General features: G+C 35.8%; 18 protein-coding genes. 11 read left to right on the forward strand and 7 right to left on the reverse strand.

Annotated elements, in window-relative coordinates; genetic code table 11:
• The first annotated feature begins 2 nt into the window (after nucleotides 1-2).
• The 7 genes from HMPREF0072_RS05765 (at nucleotide 3) to HMPREF0072_RS05795 (ending at nucleotide 6,540) form a co-directional block, all read left to right on the forward strand.
• Nucleotides 3-794, forward strand: coding sequence for a PTS mannose/fructose/sorbose/N-acetylgalactosamine transporter subunit IIC (locus tag HMPREF0072_RS05765; RefSeq protein WP_004828216.1), 792 nt, complete (start codon nucleotides 3-5; stop codon nucleotides 792-794).
• Nucleotides 784-1,620, forward strand: a complete 837-nt coding sequence (locus HMPREF0072_RS05770; protein WP_004828218.1) for a PTS system mannose/fructose/sorbose family transporter subunit IID — start codon at nucleotides 784-786, stop codon at nucleotides 1,618-1,620. Before HMPREF0072_RS05765 ends, HMPREF0072_RS05770 begins: the two co-directional genes overlap by 11 nt.
• Before the next feature lie 76 nt (nucleotides 1,621-1,696).
• Nucleotides 1,697-2,359: an HAD family hydrolase gene (locus HMPREF0072_RS05775; RefSeq protein WP_004828220.1), complete on the forward strand. Its 663-nt coding sequence runs from the start codon at nucleotides 1,697-1,699 to the stop codon at nucleotides 2,357-2,359.
• A gap of 238 nt (nucleotides 2,360-2,597) precedes the next feature.
• Nucleotides 2,598-4,511 carry a pullulanase-associated domain-containing protein gene (locus HMPREF0072_RS05780; RefSeq protein ID WP_004828222.1) on the forward strand — a complete coding sequence of 638 codons (1,914 nt, stop codon included), beginning with the start codon at nucleotides 2,598-2,600 and terminating at the stop codon, nucleotides 4,509-4,511.
• Nucleotides 4,512-4,677: 166 nt separating this feature from the next.
• The gene (locus HMPREF0072_RS05785; RefSeq protein ID WP_004828223.1) at nucleotides 4,678-5,061 is read left to right on the forward strand and encodes a GntR family transcriptional regulator; all 384 of its coding nucleotides are present in this window, start codon (nucleotides 4,678-4,680) and stop codon (nucleotides 5,059-5,061) included.
• A complete protein-coding gene (locus HMPREF0072_RS05790) occupies nucleotides 5,054-5,890 on the forward strand; it encodes an ABC transporter ATP-binding protein (RefSeq protein WP_039931175.1) in 837 nt (278 codons plus the stop codon). The genes HMPREF0072_RS05785 and HMPREF0072_RS05790 overlap by 8 nt, the downstream gene beginning before the upstream one ends.
• Nucleotides 5,890-6,540 (forward strand): ABC-2 transporter permease, encoded by a 651-nt coding sequence (locus HMPREF0072_RS05795; RefSeq protein ID WP_004828227.1) that lies wholly within the window; start codon nucleotides 5,890-5,892, stop codon nucleotides 6,538-6,540. Before HMPREF0072_RS05790 ends, HMPREF0072_RS05795 begins: the two co-directional genes overlap by 1 nt.
• Before the next feature lie 229 nt (nucleotides 6,541-6,769).
• On the opposite strand, the gene HMPREF0072_RS05800 is transcribed toward HMPREF0072_RS05795, so the two are convergent.
• From HMPREF0072_RS05800 to HMPREF0072_RS05810, 3 genes are read right to left on the reverse strand one after another with little or no spacing between them, the layout of a single operon-like run.
• Nucleotides 6,770-7,702, reverse strand: coding sequence for a 1-phosphofructokinase family hexose kinase (locus tag HMPREF0072_RS05800; RefSeq protein WP_039931177.1), 933 nt, complete (start codon nucleotides 7,700-7,702; stop codon nucleotides 6,770-6,772).
• Between the two features lie 11 nt (nucleotides 7,703-7,713).
• On the reverse strand, nucleotides 7,714-9,093 hold the full coding sequence (locus tag HMPREF0072_RS05805; protein WP_039931178.1) for a UDP-N-acetylmuramoyl-tripeptide--D-alanyl-D-alanine ligase: 1,380 nt from the start codon (nucleotides 9,091-9,093) through the stop codon (nucleotides 7,714-7,716).
• The gene (locus HMPREF0072_RS05810) at nucleotides 9,086-10,129 is read right to left on the reverse strand and encodes a D-alanine--D-alanine ligase family protein (RefSeq protein ID WP_004828234.1); all 1,044 of its coding nucleotides are present in this window, start codon (nucleotides 10,127-10,129) and stop codon (nucleotides 9,086-9,088) included. Before HMPREF0072_RS05810 ends, HMPREF0072_RS05805 begins: the two co-directional genes overlap by 8 nt.
• A gap of 460 nt (nucleotides 10,130-10,589) precedes the next feature.
• On the opposite strand from HMPREF0072_RS05810, the gene HMPREF0072_RS05815 reads away from it, so the two are divergent.
• The 4 genes from HMPREF0072_RS05815 (at nucleotide 10,590) to HMPREF0072_RS05830 (ending at nucleotide 13,705) form a co-directional block, all read left to right on the forward strand.
• Nucleotides 10,590-11,399 (forward strand): aggregation-promoting factor C-terminal-like domain-containing protein, encoded by an 810-nt coding sequence (locus tag HMPREF0072_RS05815; protein WP_004828236.1) that lies wholly within the window; start codon nucleotides 10,590-10,592, stop codon nucleotides 11,397-11,399.
• A gap of 151 nt (nucleotides 11,400-11,550) precedes the next feature.
• Nucleotides 11,551-11,820, forward strand: a complete 270-nt coding sequence (locus tag HMPREF0072_RS05820) for an ACT domain-containing protein (RefSeq protein ID WP_037325881.1) — start codon at nucleotides 11,551-11,553, stop codon at nucleotides 11,818-11,820.
• A 1-nt stretch (nucleotide 11,821) separates the two neighbouring features.
• On the forward strand, nucleotides 11,822-13,171 hold the full coding sequence (locus tag HMPREF0072_RS05825; RefSeq protein WP_004828242.1) for a PFL family protein: 1,350 nt from the start codon (nucleotides 11,822-11,824) through the stop codon (nucleotides 13,169-13,171).
• Nucleotides 13,172-13,180: 9 nt separating this feature from the next.
• Nucleotides 13,181-13,705 carry a peptidylprolyl isomerase gene (locus tag HMPREF0072_RS05830; RefSeq protein ID WP_004828243.1) on the forward strand — a complete coding sequence of 175 codons (525 nt, stop codon included), beginning with the start codon at nucleotides 13,181-13,183 and terminating at the stop codon, nucleotides 13,703-13,705.
• Nucleotides 13,706-13,744: 39 nt separating this feature from the next.
• Here HMPREF0072_RS05830 and HMPREF0072_RS05835 read toward each other — a convergent pair whose 3' ends face one another.
• The 4 genes from HMPREF0072_RS05835 to agaV are packed head-to-tail and all read right to left on the reverse strand — an operon-like array spanning nucleotide 13,745 to nucleotide 16,448.
• Nucleotides 13,745-14,176, reverse strand: coding sequence for a PTS sugar transporter subunit IIA (locus HMPREF0072_RS05835; protein WP_004828245.1), 432 nt, complete (start codon nucleotides 14,174-14,176; stop codon nucleotides 13,745-13,747).
• Nucleotides 14,176-15,168, reverse strand: a complete 993-nt coding sequence (locus HMPREF0072_RS05840) for a PTS system mannose/fructose/sorbose family transporter subunit IID (RefSeq protein WP_004828247.1) — start codon at nucleotides 15,166-15,168, stop codon at nucleotides 14,176-14,178. The genes HMPREF0072_RS05835 and HMPREF0072_RS05840 overlap by 1 nt, the downstream gene beginning before the upstream one ends.
• Nucleotides 15,158-15,955 carry a PTS mannose/fructose/sorbose/N-acetylgalactosamine transporter subunit IIC gene (locus tag HMPREF0072_RS05845; RefSeq protein WP_004828249.1) on the reverse strand — a complete coding sequence of 266 codons (798 nt, stop codon included), beginning with the start codon at nucleotides 15,953-15,955 and terminating at the stop codon, nucleotides 15,158-15,160. The genes HMPREF0072_RS05840 and HMPREF0072_RS05845 overlap by 11 nt, the downstream gene beginning before the upstream one ends.
• Before the next feature lie 16 nt (nucleotides 15,956-15,971).
• The gene (agaV, locus tag HMPREF0072_RS05850; protein ID WP_004828251.1) at nucleotides 15,972-16,448 is read right to left on the reverse strand and encodes a PTS N-acetylgalactosamine transporter subunit IIB; all 477 of its coding nucleotides are present in this window, start codon (nucleotides 16,446-16,448) and stop codon (nucleotides 15,972-15,974) included.
• Nucleotide 16,449: the final 1 nt, after the last annotated feature.

Below are 16,449 nucleotides of genomic sequence, written 5' to 3' on the forward strand. Positions count from 1 at the left end.
TTATGTTAAGAGAAGCGATACTTTTAGCCCTTATAATGTTACTTGGAAGGTCTGAGTTCTTTTTAGGAACAGCCTTAATTCAAAGGCCTATAGTTATCGGACCATTAGTTGGACTTGTTTTTGGAGATTTACACACAGGATTAGTAATGGGAGCAACACTAGAACTTGCCTTTATTGGTGCAGTTAGTATTGGTTCATACATCCCACCTGATATGTTGTCAGGAACAGTGCTAGGTGTAGCATTTGCAATTAAAGCTGGAAGTGGTCCTGAGACAGCATTGACCCTTGGTATGCCAATTGCAAGCTTGATGCTAGCCCTTAGAACTATAGTTGGATCTCCACTATTAGTAGCCTTAGGCCACTTGGCAGATAAACACGTTGCAGATGGAAAGTATAAGATGTTTACATTTGATGTATTGGTAGTCCCATTCCTAGTAGAAATTATGACATCAAGTTTAGTACCAATTGCATATTACTTTGGTAGTGATGCCGTAACAAGCGCACTTGGAGGAATCCCTGAATTTATAACTACTGGTATTGAGATTGCAACAGGAATGCTACCTGCTCTTGGTTTTGCTATGTTAGCTCAAATGATAATGAACAAGAAAGTAGCACCTTATTTCTTCTTAGGCTATTTCTTACTAGCATATTTCTCAAAATCTGGCTTAACAACTACAGGAATTGCTATATTCTCAATAATTATGGCAGCTATTGGTTTTTTCAAGCAAGATGAGGTTAAAGAAGTTAATTTAACTGATAGTGAACAGGAAGGATATGTTTTAGATGAATTTTAATAAAATAAAAAATCAAAATAGTATTATTACAAAAAAAGATTTAGCAAATTTAGGCTTAAGAACACTTCCAATGGAACATTCTTGGAACTACGAAAGAATGATGCACATGGGATATGCATGGGCATTAATGCCAATTTTAAAGAAGCTATATCCTGAAGATGAAAAATTTAGAGAAGCTTTAACAAGGCATCTTGAATTCTATAACACAACACCATTTATAATCAGTTTTCCTCTTGGTATATCTGCTGCTATGGAGGAAGAAAGAGCTAATAATATAGACACCTTTGATACAAAGTCAATATCAGATGTAAAAACAGCTTTGATGGGACCTTTAGCAGGTATTGGTGACTCAATTTTCTGGGGCACTTTAAGGATTATTGCAACTGGTATAGGCACATCCTTGTCACTACAAGGCAATTTATTAGGACCTATATTATTCTTACTAGCATGGAATATACCAAGTTGGATATGTAGGTATGTTTTATCTTTTGTAGGTTTCAACCTAGGTACTGAAGTTATTACTCAAGCTAATGAACAAGGTATAATGGAAAAATTAACAAAGGCAGCTTCTATAGTGGGTCTTGCAGTTGCAGGAGCTATGACTTCTGAAATGGTAAATGTTAATATAGGTATTAGCATAGGATCAGGAGATGCTGCAACAACAATTCAAGAAATATTAGACGGAATAATTCCTGGTATCCCAACTTTATTAGTATTTTGGCTATCTTGGGTATTGTTAAAGAAAAAAATCAATCCATTAATAATTATGCTTATTATGTTGGTTGTAGGTTTAATAGGTTCCTATACAGGCATTCTTGCAGCATAGTTAATGTCAATAAAAAATGATGTGCATTATGCATATCATTTTTTATTACTGGTTAATAGTTGGAGAAAGGTAGTATATGAAAAGTTTAATATTTGATGTAGACGGGACAATATTGGATTCGATGCCTATGTGGCTTGAACTAGAAAATAACATATTAAAAAAATATGGACACACAATGGATAGCCTTGATAAAGACACCAAGGATACGATAGAATCACTTAGCATAGAAGGCATGAGCAAGTTTATTGCTGAAACCATAGCAACAGATATGACCTTCGAAGAAGTTTTTAATTATTTTCAAAGTTTAATTGATTATAAGTATGCTAATGAAGTGGATGCTAAGGCAGGAAGCGTTGATAAAATTAAGTATCTTAAGGCTAAGGGCTTTAAATTAGCGGTAGCTTCATCTTCAAGTTCTGATTGTATAATTAAGGCTTTCAAAAGATTAGGAATTTATGAATGTTTTGACATAATCGCAACTGCTGACAATACAGGTCTAAGAAAATCTGAAGATGAATTCTGGAAAAGCTTAATTGAAAAATTAGGAAAAGATAAAAACCAAGTCATTCTTTATGACGATGCTATTTATGCAATAACCCAAGCAAAGAAGCTGGGTATAGAGGTAGTAGGGATAAAAGATTTTCCATGGAATGAAAAAGATTGGGAGAAAATTCAACAAACAGCTGATTATACTTTGGATGGGATATGTGATATAAGTCTCGATCAAATCATGCAGTAAGATAATATAATTAAATATGGATTAAAAAGTAATAACCAAACTTGTAAATTATTCGAATGACATGGAGATTAAAAATTAGAATGGGAATGATTTTAAAAAGTTTGGTTATTATTTTCTACATACCTAGAAAAATTTAGCTATATTTATATAATAAATTCAAATTTAATATTGATAAATTTTTAATTTTTGGTTATAATAGTAATATAATATTACGGAATCGTTTCCAAGAGGAGAAAAAATGAAAAGAAAATCGCACAAAATCATTAAAGCCTGCGCCCTAGGCCTATCCCTCCTATTAATAGGTGGCTTAGGTGCAAATATACTTCCAAAGACTTATGCTGAGGAGCAAAGGCAAGAATCAAATCAAGAAAAAAGAATCATAAATGTTCATTTCAACGTGGGAAATCAAGGATATAAAATACACTATTGGCACGATGGTGATGCAAATGGCCAAACCCATGATTTCGATGGAACTGATGAGTATGGGCCATATATAAACATAAATGTAAAAAATGATAAAACAAAATTAAACTTCATTATCGCTAAAATTGAGGGAAATAATTGGGGCGAAAGAGAATATAAAGGTAATGTAGATGGGCACAGGACAATTGATTTAACAAAAAAGGATATAAGTCAAATCTGGGTAGAAGCTGGTAAAGAAAAATATAAACTAGAAGGTCCATCTAAACCAAAGGTCGATGACAAAATAGACTGGGCTGAGAAAATTAATGAACTTATAAATAAAATAGATGATTTAAAACTAAGTCCTGGTGAAAAAGCAAATCTTGCTATTAAATTATATGAAATAAAAGATAGTCAAGGCAAAAGAACAGAAGAGGATTACAAAAAAGCAGAAGAAATTTTCAATCAAAAAGCTAAGGAAGTAGAGAACAACAATCCTGGGTCAGGTAAGGTTGAAATATCTAAGGAGCCTACTGTAGAAAAAATTACTAAAGATAGCACAAAAATTAAGGGAATTGGTGTCCCTGGAGCCAAGATTGAAATTTATTATGGATTTTCAGAAAATGATATGACCCATGTAAATACAAAAGCAATTACTGTTGATAAGGATGGCAATTGGAGTATTGATAAACCTGCTTATATGGGTATTCAGCTGGGTGAGATAATATGGGTAAGCCAGATAGAAGAGGGAAAAAAACCTAACAAAGTTTTAGCTAAGATAGAAAATATACCTACAAGTGATTTTATTAAAGATAAAATAAGAGATATAAGGGCTAAAGATATTAGGATATGGAAGGGCGATACAATCAATTGGCATGAAGCTTACGAGATTCAGGGACAAGCCGATGATGATAAATACAAATTTATAAATGATGAGTTAAGACTTGCTATAAAAAAAGATATTGATAAGAGATCTAGTGAAAGTAAGGGAGAATTTAAAGGGAAACTAGAATTCACCTTCAGAGATGGTTCAAAGCTTAAATTAGACAATACACTCTACGTTTTCGATAATGTAGAAGGACCTAATGAAAACACACCAGCTGATGCAATTACTATAGAAATGAAGCTTGGTATAGGGGCAAGAGCAAAGGATAATCCAAAGAAAATAGGAAATGAGGAAAATCCAGTTGTTTACGAAACTTATAAAGTAAAACCAGGCACTGATATAAAAAAATATAAAGTAGAAATTTTAAAGGACACTATATTAAATAAAATACCTCTTGAGCCCATAGAAGGTTATGAAAATCCAGTATGGACAAGCCAGAATGGAACAGACTTTAAAGTAGATAAGAATAACAGAGTGTTCACAGCGAAAGCAGTAAAAAAATCTGAAAATAAAAAACCAAATCAACCGGAACAACCAAACCCAGAAAAGAAACCAGAAGACAAACCAAAGCAAAAGGAAAGTAAATCTAGGTCATATTATAACAGACTATTAGCTGGTGCTTTCCAAATGCCAAAGCAAAAAACTAGCAAAGTTACTCAGGACCAATATGATAGGCTAAGAAAAGCTTACATGGAAAATAAAATTATGGTTAAATCAGCTAAATTCTTATTAGAAAATGCACCTAATACTATAAAACCTGTTAAGGCTAAGCTTGAAAGACAAGTAAAAAATGCAGAAGCTATTATAGCAAGGACAGAAAAAATCCTTAAGAAACTTGATGAAACAGGCTTATATACTAAGTAGGATTGATAATAAACAAGAAAACCAGGCAAGGACCTGGTTTTTTTGTGGAGATTTCCTGTCAAAATGTTTTTTGAGGTTCTATTTATAGTTATTTTTTGGAATTTTATAAAATTCTTGACAAGTGTTATAAACTGTTATATACTGTTATAGAGGAGAGGGGAAGAAATTGAAGATTATTATTAAAAATGGGTCGGCAGTCCCTATTTATGAACAAATTAAAAACGCCATTAGAGATGAGGTTTTGAAGGGAAATCTCAAAGCAGGGGAGAAACTGCCTTCTGTGAGAAATCTTGCCCGAGAGCTTTCTATTTCGATTTTGACTGTCAAAAAAGCCTACGATGAGCTTGAGAGTGAAGGCTTTATCGAATCTCGCCAAGGACTTGGGACCTTTGTCGGCAAGGAAGACCCTAATCTAAGGCTTGAGGAAAAGCAGAAAAAACTCGAGGAGGCCCTTATAGAAGCTGTTAGGATTTCAAAAGATATTGAAATGAAAAAGAATGATTTATTTGAACTTTTAGAGTATTTGTATGAAGGAGATTTTAATGACTGATAAAATACTGGCAAAAAATCTAGTCAAAACTTATGAAAAATTTAAACTCGGCCCAAATGACTTTGCCATCAAAAAAGGTTTTGTAACCGGTTTTATCGGCAAAAACGGCATGGGAAAGACAACTACCATCAAGGCTCTCTTGTCCCTTATTAATTACGATGGGGAAATTTTCATAGATGGGAAAAAGATTGAAGATTTGACCTATCTTCAAGATGTGGGCCTTGTCATGGATGATTCTTTTTTGGGCAAGGACTGGACCTTGGATTTAGTTGACCAAGCCATGGCTATTGGTTATGATAAGTGGGATGCCAAGACCTATTACGAATATCTTGATAAATTTGAACTTGAAAGAGAGAAAAAAGTTTGTGAATTATCAAGGGGAATGAAGATTAAATTAATGCTTGCAGTTGCTCTTTCCCATGACGCAAAAATCCTAATCCTAGATGAGCCAACAAGCGGCCTTGACCCTGCTATGAGGGATGAACTTGTGGATATGATTTTAGACTTTATGGAAGATCCTGCTCATACAGTTTTGTTTTCTACTCACATAACTCAAGACCTCGATAGGATTGCTGATTACATAGTTTTCATAGACCAGGGTAAAATCGTCTTTGAAGGCAGTAAGGATGAGTTTTATGACAAATTTTTACTCATAAAGGGTGGACTTGATGATTTTGACAAGATAAAAAGCTATAAAATTTATGGGCAAAAGAAGACTAAGGTCAATTTTGAAGCCCTGGTTTTAAGGGAAGACTATAAGGAAGATGCTGACGTAGTGGCAGAAGTGCCAACAATCGACCAAATAATGATTTATTATGGGAGGATCTAATGGATATTAGAAAACAAATTAAACTAGATATAATTTCAATGAAACCCTATTATACTTTAAAAAATTTAATCATAATATTAGGTATATTTCTTTATAATTCTTTTATTAATAAATCTCCTATAGGATTGGTTCCAATGATACTGTTTTTTGCTGTAATGTATTCATCTAATCCATTTTTGTTAGGGGAAAATTCTGGCATTGATGCCATATATAAAATTTTTTCCATAAATAGTACAAAGGTAGTTATAGGTAGGTATATATTAGCTTGCTTGATATTTATGGTGGCTAGTCTGGTTGGTTTCTCAATCTATGCTATAGTTTATCAAATAAAAAATATGCCAATGGGGATTGATATGTTGATGTTTATTGGTAGTAACTTTGTTTTGTATGCAATAGTTATTTCTGTTCAATATCCGATTTATTTTAAATACGGCTATGCTAAAGCAAGAATCTTTTGTTTTTTACCAATATTTATAATTGCTGTAATAGGAATGGCTCTAGGGTATTTTATAAAAGATTTTGGGCCAATTATTAACTTTGTATTAGAAAAGCAAAGGATGCTTATAATTGGACTTTGTATCCTAATTGTCCTTTTTCTTACTATTTCTATCACACTTTCCATTAAATTTTATAAAAAAAGAGATTTTTAAATTAAAAATCGTAGGCTATAGACAAAGTCATTTCTGATGTCATTCAGACGAACGAAGTGAGGAAGAATCCCGTAATTTATGGGATTCCTCGTCCCCTCGGCTCCGCTCGGGGTAAACTATATGGTGGATTCTCTGGCGGAATGACGTATGTTTATATACTTTGTCGACATTCTGAGATTTTTAAATCAAAAAATCGTCCAGGCTTTCAATGTGCCTTGGACGATTATTTTTATTCTATTATTTCAATATCAACAAGTGGGAGGATTTCTAAAATTTCTTCCCTAGTTGGTAGGTCTAGGACCTTGGCTGTGGCGCTTGCTGCGGCTACTGCTACCATGTAGGATTCGATTGGATCGTTATCCCTCACTAGGGTGCCGACAAAGCCTGCTATCATCGCATCTCTACAAGCAACGGTATTTACTATTTCCTTATCATCATTAACTGGATTTGCTGCATAAACACCATCTCTGGTAAAGAACATAGATCCGTCTTTTCCGTAGGAGATTATAACGTACTTAGCTCCCTTTTTAATAAGGTCCTTGCCATAAGGAATGTATTCCATCTTATCTTTTATTTTCACCTTGTAGATGGATTCAATATCTTCGCCATTTGGCTTAACAAGAAGGGGACTTTTTTCTACCATGTTCATTAGGTATTGGCTTGGAACGTCAGCTATGAAATATGCGCCATTGGCCTTGGCTATCTCTACCATCCTGTCGTAGATGTCTGAGTCTTCGCCATTTTCCATTGGTGGAACAGACCCACCGAAGATGATTGTGTCGCCTTCCCTAACTCTTGATAGGTAGTAGAGGAGTTCTTCAACTTCTTCTGAGGAAATGGTTGGACCCTGGAAATTTATTACAGTTTCTTTTTTATTTTCGAAAATTTTTATATTAATCCTGTTAGATTGTTTTATATCAACAAAGTCAGCGAGGATTTCCTCTTTTTCTAGCCAATCTTTTATGAAAAGTCCTTGGTAAGAACCGAGAAAACCTGTGGCTGTTGTTGGGATTTTAAGTTGGGATAATATTCTTGAAACATTTATTGCCTTACCACCAGGTAGGGTTCTTTCGGTTTTGATATTGCTATTAAAACCAGGGTTCAATTTATCAACTTCTACATATAAATCTATAGAAGGGTTTAGGGTTACAGTATAAATCATAGATTCCTCTTTCATATATTAAAGTTTTTTATCGATTCAATTATTTCTTCCATGTGCATGCCGTGACTACCTTTGACAAAGATGAGGCTTGCACCGATGACTAGGGATTTTAATTTCTCTATTAATTCATCCTTGTGGTTAAAGTAAAAGGTTCTGTCGGCTGGGAAATTTTCGAGGCTTGCCTCATACATTTGTTTGGCAAGGGGACCATAGAAAAGGGCATAGTCGATTTTTTTGCTATCAAGCTTCTTGCCAACTTCTCTGTGAAGGTCTACTTCGTTTTCGCCCAGCTCAAGCATATCAGCAAGACATACTATCTTTCTTTTGTAGCCTTCGAGCATATAGGTTGTTTCAAGGCCTGCAAGGAGGGATTGAGGATTTGACTTATAAGAGTCATCCAAAATATCAAAACCATCACATTCCAAAAGTTCTGTCCTGTTTTGACTAGACTTAACCTCCATAAAACCAGCATCAATCATTTCTTTATTAAGACCTAACATTTCGCTTATCATCACAACAGCTGCCGCATTGTAGATGTTGTGTTCACCCATAAGTGGGACTTCGAAGTGGTCGTTTTCGTGGGAAAAACGAATTATAGATGTTGGCGACTTTTCAAAAACTATCTTAAAATCAGCCTTATCACTCCTACCAAAGGAGAGAACCTTTTGTTTGATATCGTAAGTTGGAATCTCTTCTTTCATGGTTGGGTCATCGATGTTGTAGATAAAAATCCCGTCGTCTTCCATACCTTCAAGGATTTCAAGTTTGGCTTTTAGGATGCCAGACCTGGTTTTGAGGTTGTGAAGGTGGGCGTCACCGATATTGGTAATCATAGCTATATGAGGTTTTACCATCCTTGATGTTAGGGAAATATCTCCAAAATTATCTGTACCAAGCTCTATAATTGCGACTTCTGTGTCAGGGTCCAGGCTTAGGACAGTTTTTGGAACTCCGATTTCATTATTGAGGTTGCCACAAGTTTTCTGAGTCTTATATTTTTCTGATAGGATTTTATATAATAGGTCCTTTGTAGTAGTCTTTCCATTAGAGCCGGTAATGCCGATTACCTTGCAGCTAAGTTCTTTTCTGTAGGCAGTAGCAAGGTCTTGGAGGGCTTTTTTTGTATCAGCCACCCTTACATAAGGGATGGAAACAGTTTTGTTAATCTTTGTAGGATCATCGATTATGAAGGCCTCAGCACCCTTATCTTCACATTCTTTGATAAAAATCCTACCGTCAAAGACTTCGCCAACTAGGGGAATATAAAGTTCGCCTGGGTCTATAGTTCTTGAATCAGTTGAAACTCCTTTGATTTTTATAGCGGAAAATTTCTCGTCTGAAATTTCTCCATTAATCATATGAGCGATTTCACTTAGAGTTTTCTCAATCATTTTTAGATCTCCTAAAGCCATCATCTATTAACTTATCAAGGATAGATGAAAAATCTACATCATAGAGGTTCATGGCCATCCTTGCAAAAAATGATGAAGGGGTAAAGCCTGGGAAGGTGTTGATTTCATTTATATAAAATTGCCTATCATTTCCATAGAAAATATCAACTCTAGCAAATCCTTCGCAACCAGCAGCCTTGTAGCAGGCTCTGGCAAAGTCCTTGGCTTTTTGTTTGTCATTTTCGTCCATCTTGTAAGGAAGTTCTTCCCTAGTTGATTTTGAAAAATACTTGGCATCCCAGTCTAAAAATACGTGGTCAGTAATATAAGCTGCAGGGTCAGAGACATCTATATTATCAGAATCTCCAAGGACAGCGAGTTCTATTTCTTGGCCAATAATTAATTCTTCAACCAAAAGTTTTCTGTCATATTTGAGAGCTTCAAGCCCTGCTTTTTTGAAATCTTTCTTGTTTTCAACTCGAGAAACACCTACTGAAGAACCGTTCGCAGATGGTTTAACAATGAGGGGAAGACCGACATAGGCAATACAAGAATCCATAAAGTCATCATCAAAATCTTCCTTATAGCAATACTTGTACTTGGCTTGCCTTAATTTAGATTTTTCAAAAATGTCATTTGAAGTCACCTTATCCATGCAAATTGCAGATGAAAGTAGTCCGTTACCTATGTATTTAAGTCCTACTGCATCCAAAAAGCCTTGGATTGTGCCATCTTCGCCGTAGGTCCCATGGACTACAGGGAGAATTATGGTATTTTCTAAGTCTTCCTTTGACACTTCCAAAAGGAAGTCAGCAATGGATGCTTGGGTAGACTTGTCAATTTTTTTTACGAGGGAAAATTCATCAGCTGGATCAAAGTCTTTGAAAGTTGGTGAAAATTTTCCTTCCTTATCTATATATACGATCTTTTTTTCGTATTTATCCTTATTTAGGTTTTTAACTATGTTAAGAGCACTTCTAAGAGCTATGTCATGCTCACTTGATGGCCCTCCGCACAAAATGTATACAGTTTTCATAGTTTCTCTCTTTCTATATATATCTAAATAAATTTTACTACATATAAAAAATATGGGCAAATATATCTGTATATAAAGGAAAATTCGTTTGACTTTGCTAGGAGATATTCTTTTTGGGAGTTAATAATAATTATCAAAAGTTACAAAAAGTTAGTGAATTATTACAATAAAAAGTTAGGTTTTAAAATTAACAAACTAGGAATAACTCATCTTTTACAAATAAATTTCATAGAAATTCAGCGTGACGAGAGGTGAGCGCAAGACAGAAAAGCCTTAAAATCAAAGTTTTAGCATGGGCTGTAAACATTTTGTAATTATTTATTGAATCTACATAATTTACACACAATTAAAAGTTATACTATAACTCGTAATAAGTAATTGTTATCAATTTGTAACTATTGTAACAAATTGTAGCAAAAAATATGAAAATAATTAATTCACATAGATAAAAGGAGTAAAAATGAAATTTATAACAAAGTACGCCCTAGCAGCAGCCCTAGTAATACCGTCGGTATTTGCCTTCGGTTCACACAAGGCAGAAGCAGCAAGCGCTGTTATCAATAAGGACCTAGCAAACGGAGTAAATGTGAGAAGTGAAGCTAAGCTTGGAGATAATATTATCGGTCTTATAGACGATGAAGATTCTCAATATGAGATTAAGGATAAGAAAGACGGTTGGTTACTAATCGATTTTGAAGGCAAGGATGCCTATGTATCTGCTGATCTTTTCCACTTACTTGAAGAAACAGAACTTGTTTCTGCTACAAACTTTAGAAAAGAAGCTAGCCTTGATTCAGAAATCATAGAAGTTTTAGATAAGGGAACAGCTGCAAAGGCATTGGAAATAGCTGATAATGGTTTTGTAAAGGTAGAAATTGACGGAAAAGTTGGATATGTTTACAACAACCTATTAAAAACTTTCAGAGAAAAAAACGAGAAGGTTAAGGCTCAAAAAGTACAAGAACAAAAGGCTCAAGCTAAAAAGGCCCAAGCCGCTAAAAAACAAGCGCCAGCAAAAAATACAAACCAATCTTACAAAGGCTCAACAAATTGGGCTAAGGAATGGATAGCTCAAAGAGAATCAGGTGGTTCATACACAGCCTACAACCCAAGAGGTGGCTATTATGGTAGATACCAATTAAACCCATCCCTAGTTCGTTACGGCGCAAGTCCAGCTGAACAAGAAGCAGCAGCAGATAACTATGTAGCTCAAAGATATGGCTCATGGGAAAATGCTCAAGCATTCTGGCAAAGAAACGGTTGGTACTAGAATACTAAAGCTCAGTTTAACTGGGCTTTTTTTGGTGGGAAAATTAAGTTTTTATTTATATGAAAATGGTGAAAGTATTCAAGAGGCTAAAAATCTTTCCTTTATTCTAATAATATAATAAAACCGGGGTACAATGAATATGGAGGATTTTATGAAAGCAATACTTACTATTATTGGAAAAGATAGACCGGGAATAATTTACCAAGTGACAGAGATTTTATATAACTATAATATAAATATCTTAGATATGAGCCAAACTATTATGGAAGATAAGTTTGTGGCTATGATTAATATTGATTTAACAAAGGCTAATGCTGATTTTGGCAAAATTACAGCAAGTTTTGATGATCTTTCTAAGCAAACTAAACTTGAAATTAGGATTCAAAACGAAGAAGTTTTTGATGTGATGCATAGGATTTAAGATGGATAAGGCAAATATTTTAGAAACAATAAAAATGCTTGATGAAGAAAATCTTGATATCAGGACTCTAACCATGGGTGTTAGTCTACTTGACTGTATCGACCCTGACTACATAAAGGCTTGCGATAAAATTTACGATAAGCTTATTAGGGAGAGTAAGGATTTTCTAAAAGTGTCCAAGGAAATTTCTCAAATTTACGGAGTGCCAATTGTAAATAACAGGATAGCTGTGACCCCGATTTCCTTAATCGCGGCGGCAACAGACCTTGATGACTACACACCATTTGCGAAAACTCTAGATAAGGCTGCAAAGGATATTGGTATTGACTTTATTGGTGGATTTTCTGCCCTAGTTGAAAAGGGAATGACACCTGCTGATGAAATTTTGATAAAATCAATTCCAAGAGCTTTGGCTGAAACAGATTTAGTTTGTGCTTCAATTAATATTGGCTCTACTAAGGCTGGAATCAATATGGATGCAACTGATCTTTGTGGAAAGACTATAAAAGAATTAGCAGCTAATACTGAAAATGCTTTTGGCTGTGCAAAATTGGTTGTTTTTGCCAATGCTGTTGAGGATAATCCATTTATGGCAGGCGCCTTCCACGGAGTTGGTGAGGCTGATACAGTGATAAGCGTTGGTATTTCAGGGCCAGGAGTAGTTAAAGCAGCCATTTCTGGTAAAGAAAATTTAAAAATAAATGAAATTTATGAAATAATCAAGAAAACAGCCTTTAAAATCACAAGGATGGGTGAATTAATTTGCCAAGAAGTTTGTAAAAAACTTGATAAAAATTTTGGTATAGTTGACCTTTCCCTTGCTCCAACACCTGCTATTGGCGATTCTGTTGGTAGGATTTTACAAGAAATCGGCATTGATAAGGTAGGGGGCCATGGCACAATTGCTGCCCTTGCCATGTTAAATGACGCAGTTAAAAAAGGCGGAATTATGGCTAGCTCCAGGGTCGGAGGTCTTTCAGGTGCCTTTATCCCTGTTAGTGAGGATGAGGCTATGATTGAAGCAGCCGGCAAGGGTTGGATTAGTTTTGATAAGCTAGAAGCAATGACTTGTGTTTGTTCAGTTGGCCTTGATATGATTGCTATTCCAGGCAAGACCACTGCGGCTAGCATTTCAGCTATGATTGCAGATGAGGCTGCCCTTGGAGTAATAAATAATAAGACGACAGCAGTGAGACTTATCCCTGTTCCAGGCAAGGACGTGGGGGATCAAGTAGAATTTGGTGGTCTACTTGGCTACGCTCCAATTATAGATGTGGGTGAGTCAGATTCAAGTATTATGATAAGTAGGGGAGGATACATTCCTGCTCCTGTTCATTCTTTTAAAAATTAAGGAGGAAGTATGACAGACAAAAATCCAATAGTGACCTTCATGATGGAAAATGGAGATGTAATCAAGGCTGAGCTTTATCCAGACCTTGCTCCAAATACCGTAAATAACTTTATTTCCCTAATTAAAAAGGGCTTTTATGATGGGCTAATCTTTCACAGAGTAATTAAAAATTTCATGATCCAAGGTGGCGACCCAGAAGGCACAGGCATGGGTGGACCAGGCTATGCTATTAAGGGTGAATTTAACCAAAATGGTTTTAAGAATGACTTAAAACACGAAAGAGGAGTCTTGTCCATGGCGAGAAGTTTTATGCTAGATTCAGCCGGCAGCCAATTTTTCATCATGCACAAGGATAGCCCACACTTAGATGGAGAGTATGCAGGTTTTGGCAAGGTTATTGAAGGAATTGACGTGGTAGATAAGATAGCGGAAACAAAAACTGATAGACAAGATAGACCAAAAGAAGATGTGAGAATCAAAAAAGCAAGTGTAGAAACTTTTGGCAAAGAATATCCAGAAGTAGTGAAAATGTAAGAATTTAAGTATAGAAAAGGCCCCAATTGGGGCCTTTTCTTATATACCATCTTCTTCAAAGTCATCAACTTCTTCTTTTTTTGTTTCAAAGACGATTAGTGATTCTTTGGCAGTTTGAATTATATCTTCAACACCTGCATCTATATCATCACTATCTGAGTTGATTGCTGTATAGAGGCTTGCAAAATTTAAACCTCCAATTACTCTGACATTTTCCCTATCTCCTAGGGTCATCACTGACCTATTAAATGGTGTGCCACCTGCAAGGTCTGCTAGGATGAAGATGTTTTTATAGTTTTTTGTTAGTTCTTCGTAGTCAACTAGAAGTTTTTGATCAAAAGCTTCTAGACTATCGTTGTCTTTAAATTCTTCTACTCTGACATTGTCAAACTCGCCAGCTATCATCTTAATGGCAGAATATACGCCACTAGCAAGGCTTGCATGACTTACAGCTATTACCGCATTTGCCATTAGAATAATCCTATATAAGATCCTACTACACCCATTGCTAATAGAAGCATGATACAGTAAATTGGTGTCCATTTCTTCTTAGCAAGTAACCAGTAAAGTAGGAGAGTTATAGCAAGAGGTACTAGGTCTGGAATGATTCCGTCTAATACTTTTTGGATATCGATTTGAACAGGTTGTTCTTCGTAAGTTGTAAAGGAAATTTGGCTCTTACCATTGCCAAGATCTTTTACTGCTGCGCCATCAGCCATCTTATCCTTGTTGCCATCAACATAGAGGTAGCTAGCATAGTCAGGAAGCTCTGCATTATCAACTATGGTTTGGATAGGAACTGGAGCTTGGGTAGTACCGTTGTCTACCTTTAGGGCGATTTCTGTTGAACCATATACAGATACTAGGGCACCAACAACGATAACGCCGAGGATTGATGCAGCTCTAGTAAATTCACGAGCATTGGCAGTCAACATATCTATAGCAGATTCACCCATCTTATAAGACCAATTCATTAGCCAGTAACGGATTGCAAATTGGAAGATGTTAAATACAACTAAGAATAAGATTGGACCTGCAAAGTTACCTTGGAGGGCCATGTTTGAAGATATACCTGCAACAATTGGTACAAGGGTGAACCAGAAGAGGGCATCTCCGATACCACCAAGAGGTCCCATTGCGGCAACTCTTACCGCTCTGATTGTTGGTATATCAACCTTGTTTTGCTCTAGTGAAAGGATAATACCCATTACAAAGTTGATTAAGAATGGGTGAGTGTTGAAGAATTCAAGGTTGTGTTCCATTGACTTAGCTAAGTCTTCCTTGTCTGTATGGATTTTTTCAAGACCTGGAAGGATTGAATAAAGCCAACCTGCAGCCTGCATTCTTTCGTAGTTGAATGATGCTTGAAGGAATAAAGACCTCCAAACCATTTTATTTAATGTTTTCTGATCTAAGTGAGGACTTGGATTTAGATCTTTATATTGCATATCATTATATTCCATCTTCTTCTCCTGTCTCTACTACAACTGTACTTTTCATCTTGGTATTGATTTGGTAATCCCAGAATGCAATCGCAAAACCGATAGCAGCGATTAATAATAGGGCTGCACCTGAAAGTGATGCATTTGCCATAACGATAACAGCAAGAGCGAAACCTACAAAGAAGAAACCCCATAGGTCACGAGATATCATTAATCTTAATAGAACTGCAAAACCAACATATTTCATCATACCACCTGCAACGCTAAGTCCGTGCATGAATGTTTCTGGAATCTTGCTTGTAAGCTCAGTACCGAATGTTGAACCAGCAATGAAGAAAAATACTACGATTAAACCAAAGATTGTACCTAGGGCAATCATTGATAGGTAATTGATCTTTTCAATTCCCTTTGGATTAGCTTCCTTGGCATATTGGTCAGCCTTAGACATTACTGGAGCCATTAGGGTAAAGATTAAGGTTACACCGTATTGGCCGAGTAGGGCAAAAGGTATAGCTGCTGCTACTGCTGCGTTTGGTTCAAGACCAGAAGTTATAGCGAAAATAACTGCAACAATTCCACCTACTACAGCGTTTGGTGGTTGAGCTCCACCTACTGGCATGTTACCAATGGTCATTAGTTGGTAGCTTGCGCCAACTATCAGACCAGTATGAGCATCACCTAGAATCCAACCTACTATAGGACCGGTTACGATCGGTTGGTAAAGAGATTCTAGGAATGAAAATTGATCTATAGCTGCTACGAAAGTAACTATAAATATTAGAATTACTTGTAAAATATTAATATTCATTTTTTCCTCCTAGGATTTATGAGAATAGTTTGTTTATGTCTTCGGCGCTTTCTGTTGGAACCTTTCTAATTTCTAGATTAACACCTAAGTCTCTAAGCTTTTTGAAAGCTTCCACGTCTTTATCATCAACTGCAACAACGCCTGCAACTTGTCTTTTACCTTCAGCCATGTGCATATTTCCAATATTTACATCTTTAATAGGCACACCACCTTCAACTAAGGTAAGAACGTCTTCTGGGCTTTCGCAAATGATAAAGATTTTTTGTCTGTCTGCTGCCTTGTGGATGGTATCAATTGTCTTTTGTAAAGACCAATACCTGGTAGCAACACCTGTAGGAGCTGCCATATCCATAAGGTTTTGCCTCATCTTTTTCTCAGCAACATCATCGTTAGCAACAAGAATGAGGTTAGCACCGATATGCTTAGTCCACTGGGTAGCAACCTGGCCGTGGAGTAACCTGTTGTCAATTCTTGTAAGTAATATGTTTGGCATC

Source organism: Anaerococcus lactolyticus ATCC 51172 (assembly GCF_000156575.1).
Lineage (GTDB): Bacteria > Bacillota > Clostridia > Tissierellales > Peptoniphilaceae > Anaerococcus > Anaerococcus lactolyticus.

What these genes read in the sequence shown, in the direction of transcription:
- HMPREF0072_RS05820 (WP_037325881.1), top strand. Translation starts at nt 11,551, where the DNA reads ATGAAAGCAATACTTACTATTATTGGAAAAGATAGACCGGGAATAATT.
- HMPREF0072_RS05840 (WP_004828247.1), bottom strand. Translation starts at nt 15,168, where the DNA reads ATGGAATATAATGATATGCAATATAAAGATCTAAATCCAAGTCCTCAC.
- HMPREF0072_RS05825 (WP_004828242.1), top strand. Translation starts at nt 11,822, where the DNA reads ATGGATAAGGCAAATATTTTAGAAACAATAAAAATGCTTGATGAAGAA.
- HMPREF0072_RS05835 (WP_004828245.1), bottom strand. Translation starts at nt 14,176, where the DNA reads ATGGCAAATGCGGTAATAGCTGTAAGTCATGCAAGCCTTGCTAGTGGC.
- HMPREF0072_RS05795 (WP_004828227.1), top strand. Translation starts at nt 5,890, where the DNA reads ATGGATATTAGAAAACAAATTAAACTAGATATAATTTCAATGAAACCC.
- HMPREF0072_RS05780 (WP_004828222.1), top strand. Translation starts at nt 2,598, where the DNA reads ATGAAAAGAAAATCGCACAAAATCATTAAAGCCTGCGCCCTAGGCCTA.
- HMPREF0072_RS05810 (WP_004828234.1), bottom strand. Translation starts at nt 10,129, where the DNA reads ATGAAAACTGTATACATTTTGTGCGGAGGGCCATCAAGTGAGCATGAC.
- HMPREF0072_RS05775 (WP_004828220.1), top strand. Translation starts at nt 1,697, where the DNA reads ATGAAAAGTTTAATATTTGATGTAGACGGGACAATATTGGATTCGATG.
- HMPREF0072_RS05830 (WP_004828243.1), top strand. Translation starts at nt 13,181, where the DNA reads ATGACAGACAAAAATCCAATAGTGACCTTCATGATGGAAAATGGAGAT.
- HMPREF0072_RS05815 (WP_004828236.1), top strand. Translation starts at nt 10,590, where the DNA reads ATGAAATTTATAACAAAGTACGCCCTAGCAGCAGCCCTAGTAATACCG.
- HMPREF0072_RS05805 (WP_039931178.1), bottom strand. Translation starts at nt 9,093, where the DNA reads ATGATTGAGAAAACTCTAAGTGAAATCGCTCATATGATTAATGGAGAA.
- agaV (WP_004828251.1), bottom strand. Translation starts at nt 16,448, where the DNA reads ATGCCAAACATATTACTTACAAGAATTGACAACAGGTTACTCCACGGC.
- HMPREF0072_RS05790 (WP_039931175.1), top strand. Translation starts at nt 5,054, where the DNA reads ATGACTGATAAAATACTGGCAAAAAATCTAGTCAAAACTTATGAAAAA.
- HMPREF0072_RS05765 (WP_004828216.1), top strand. Translation starts at nt 3, where the DNA reads ATGTTAAGAGAAGCGATACTTTTAGCCCTTATAATGTTACTTGGAAGG.
- HMPREF0072_RS05770 (WP_004828218.1), top strand. Translation starts at nt 784, where the DNA reads ATGAATTTTAATAAAATAAAAAATCAAAATAGTATTATTACAAAAAAA.
- HMPREF0072_RS05845 (WP_004828249.1), bottom strand. Translation starts at nt 15,955, where the DNA reads ATGAATATTAATATTTTACAAGTAATTCTAATATTTATAGTTACTTTC.
- HMPREF0072_RS05800 (WP_039931177.1), bottom strand. Translation starts at nt 7,702, where the DNA reads ATGATTTATACTGTAACCCTAAACCCTTCTATAGATTTATATGTAGAA.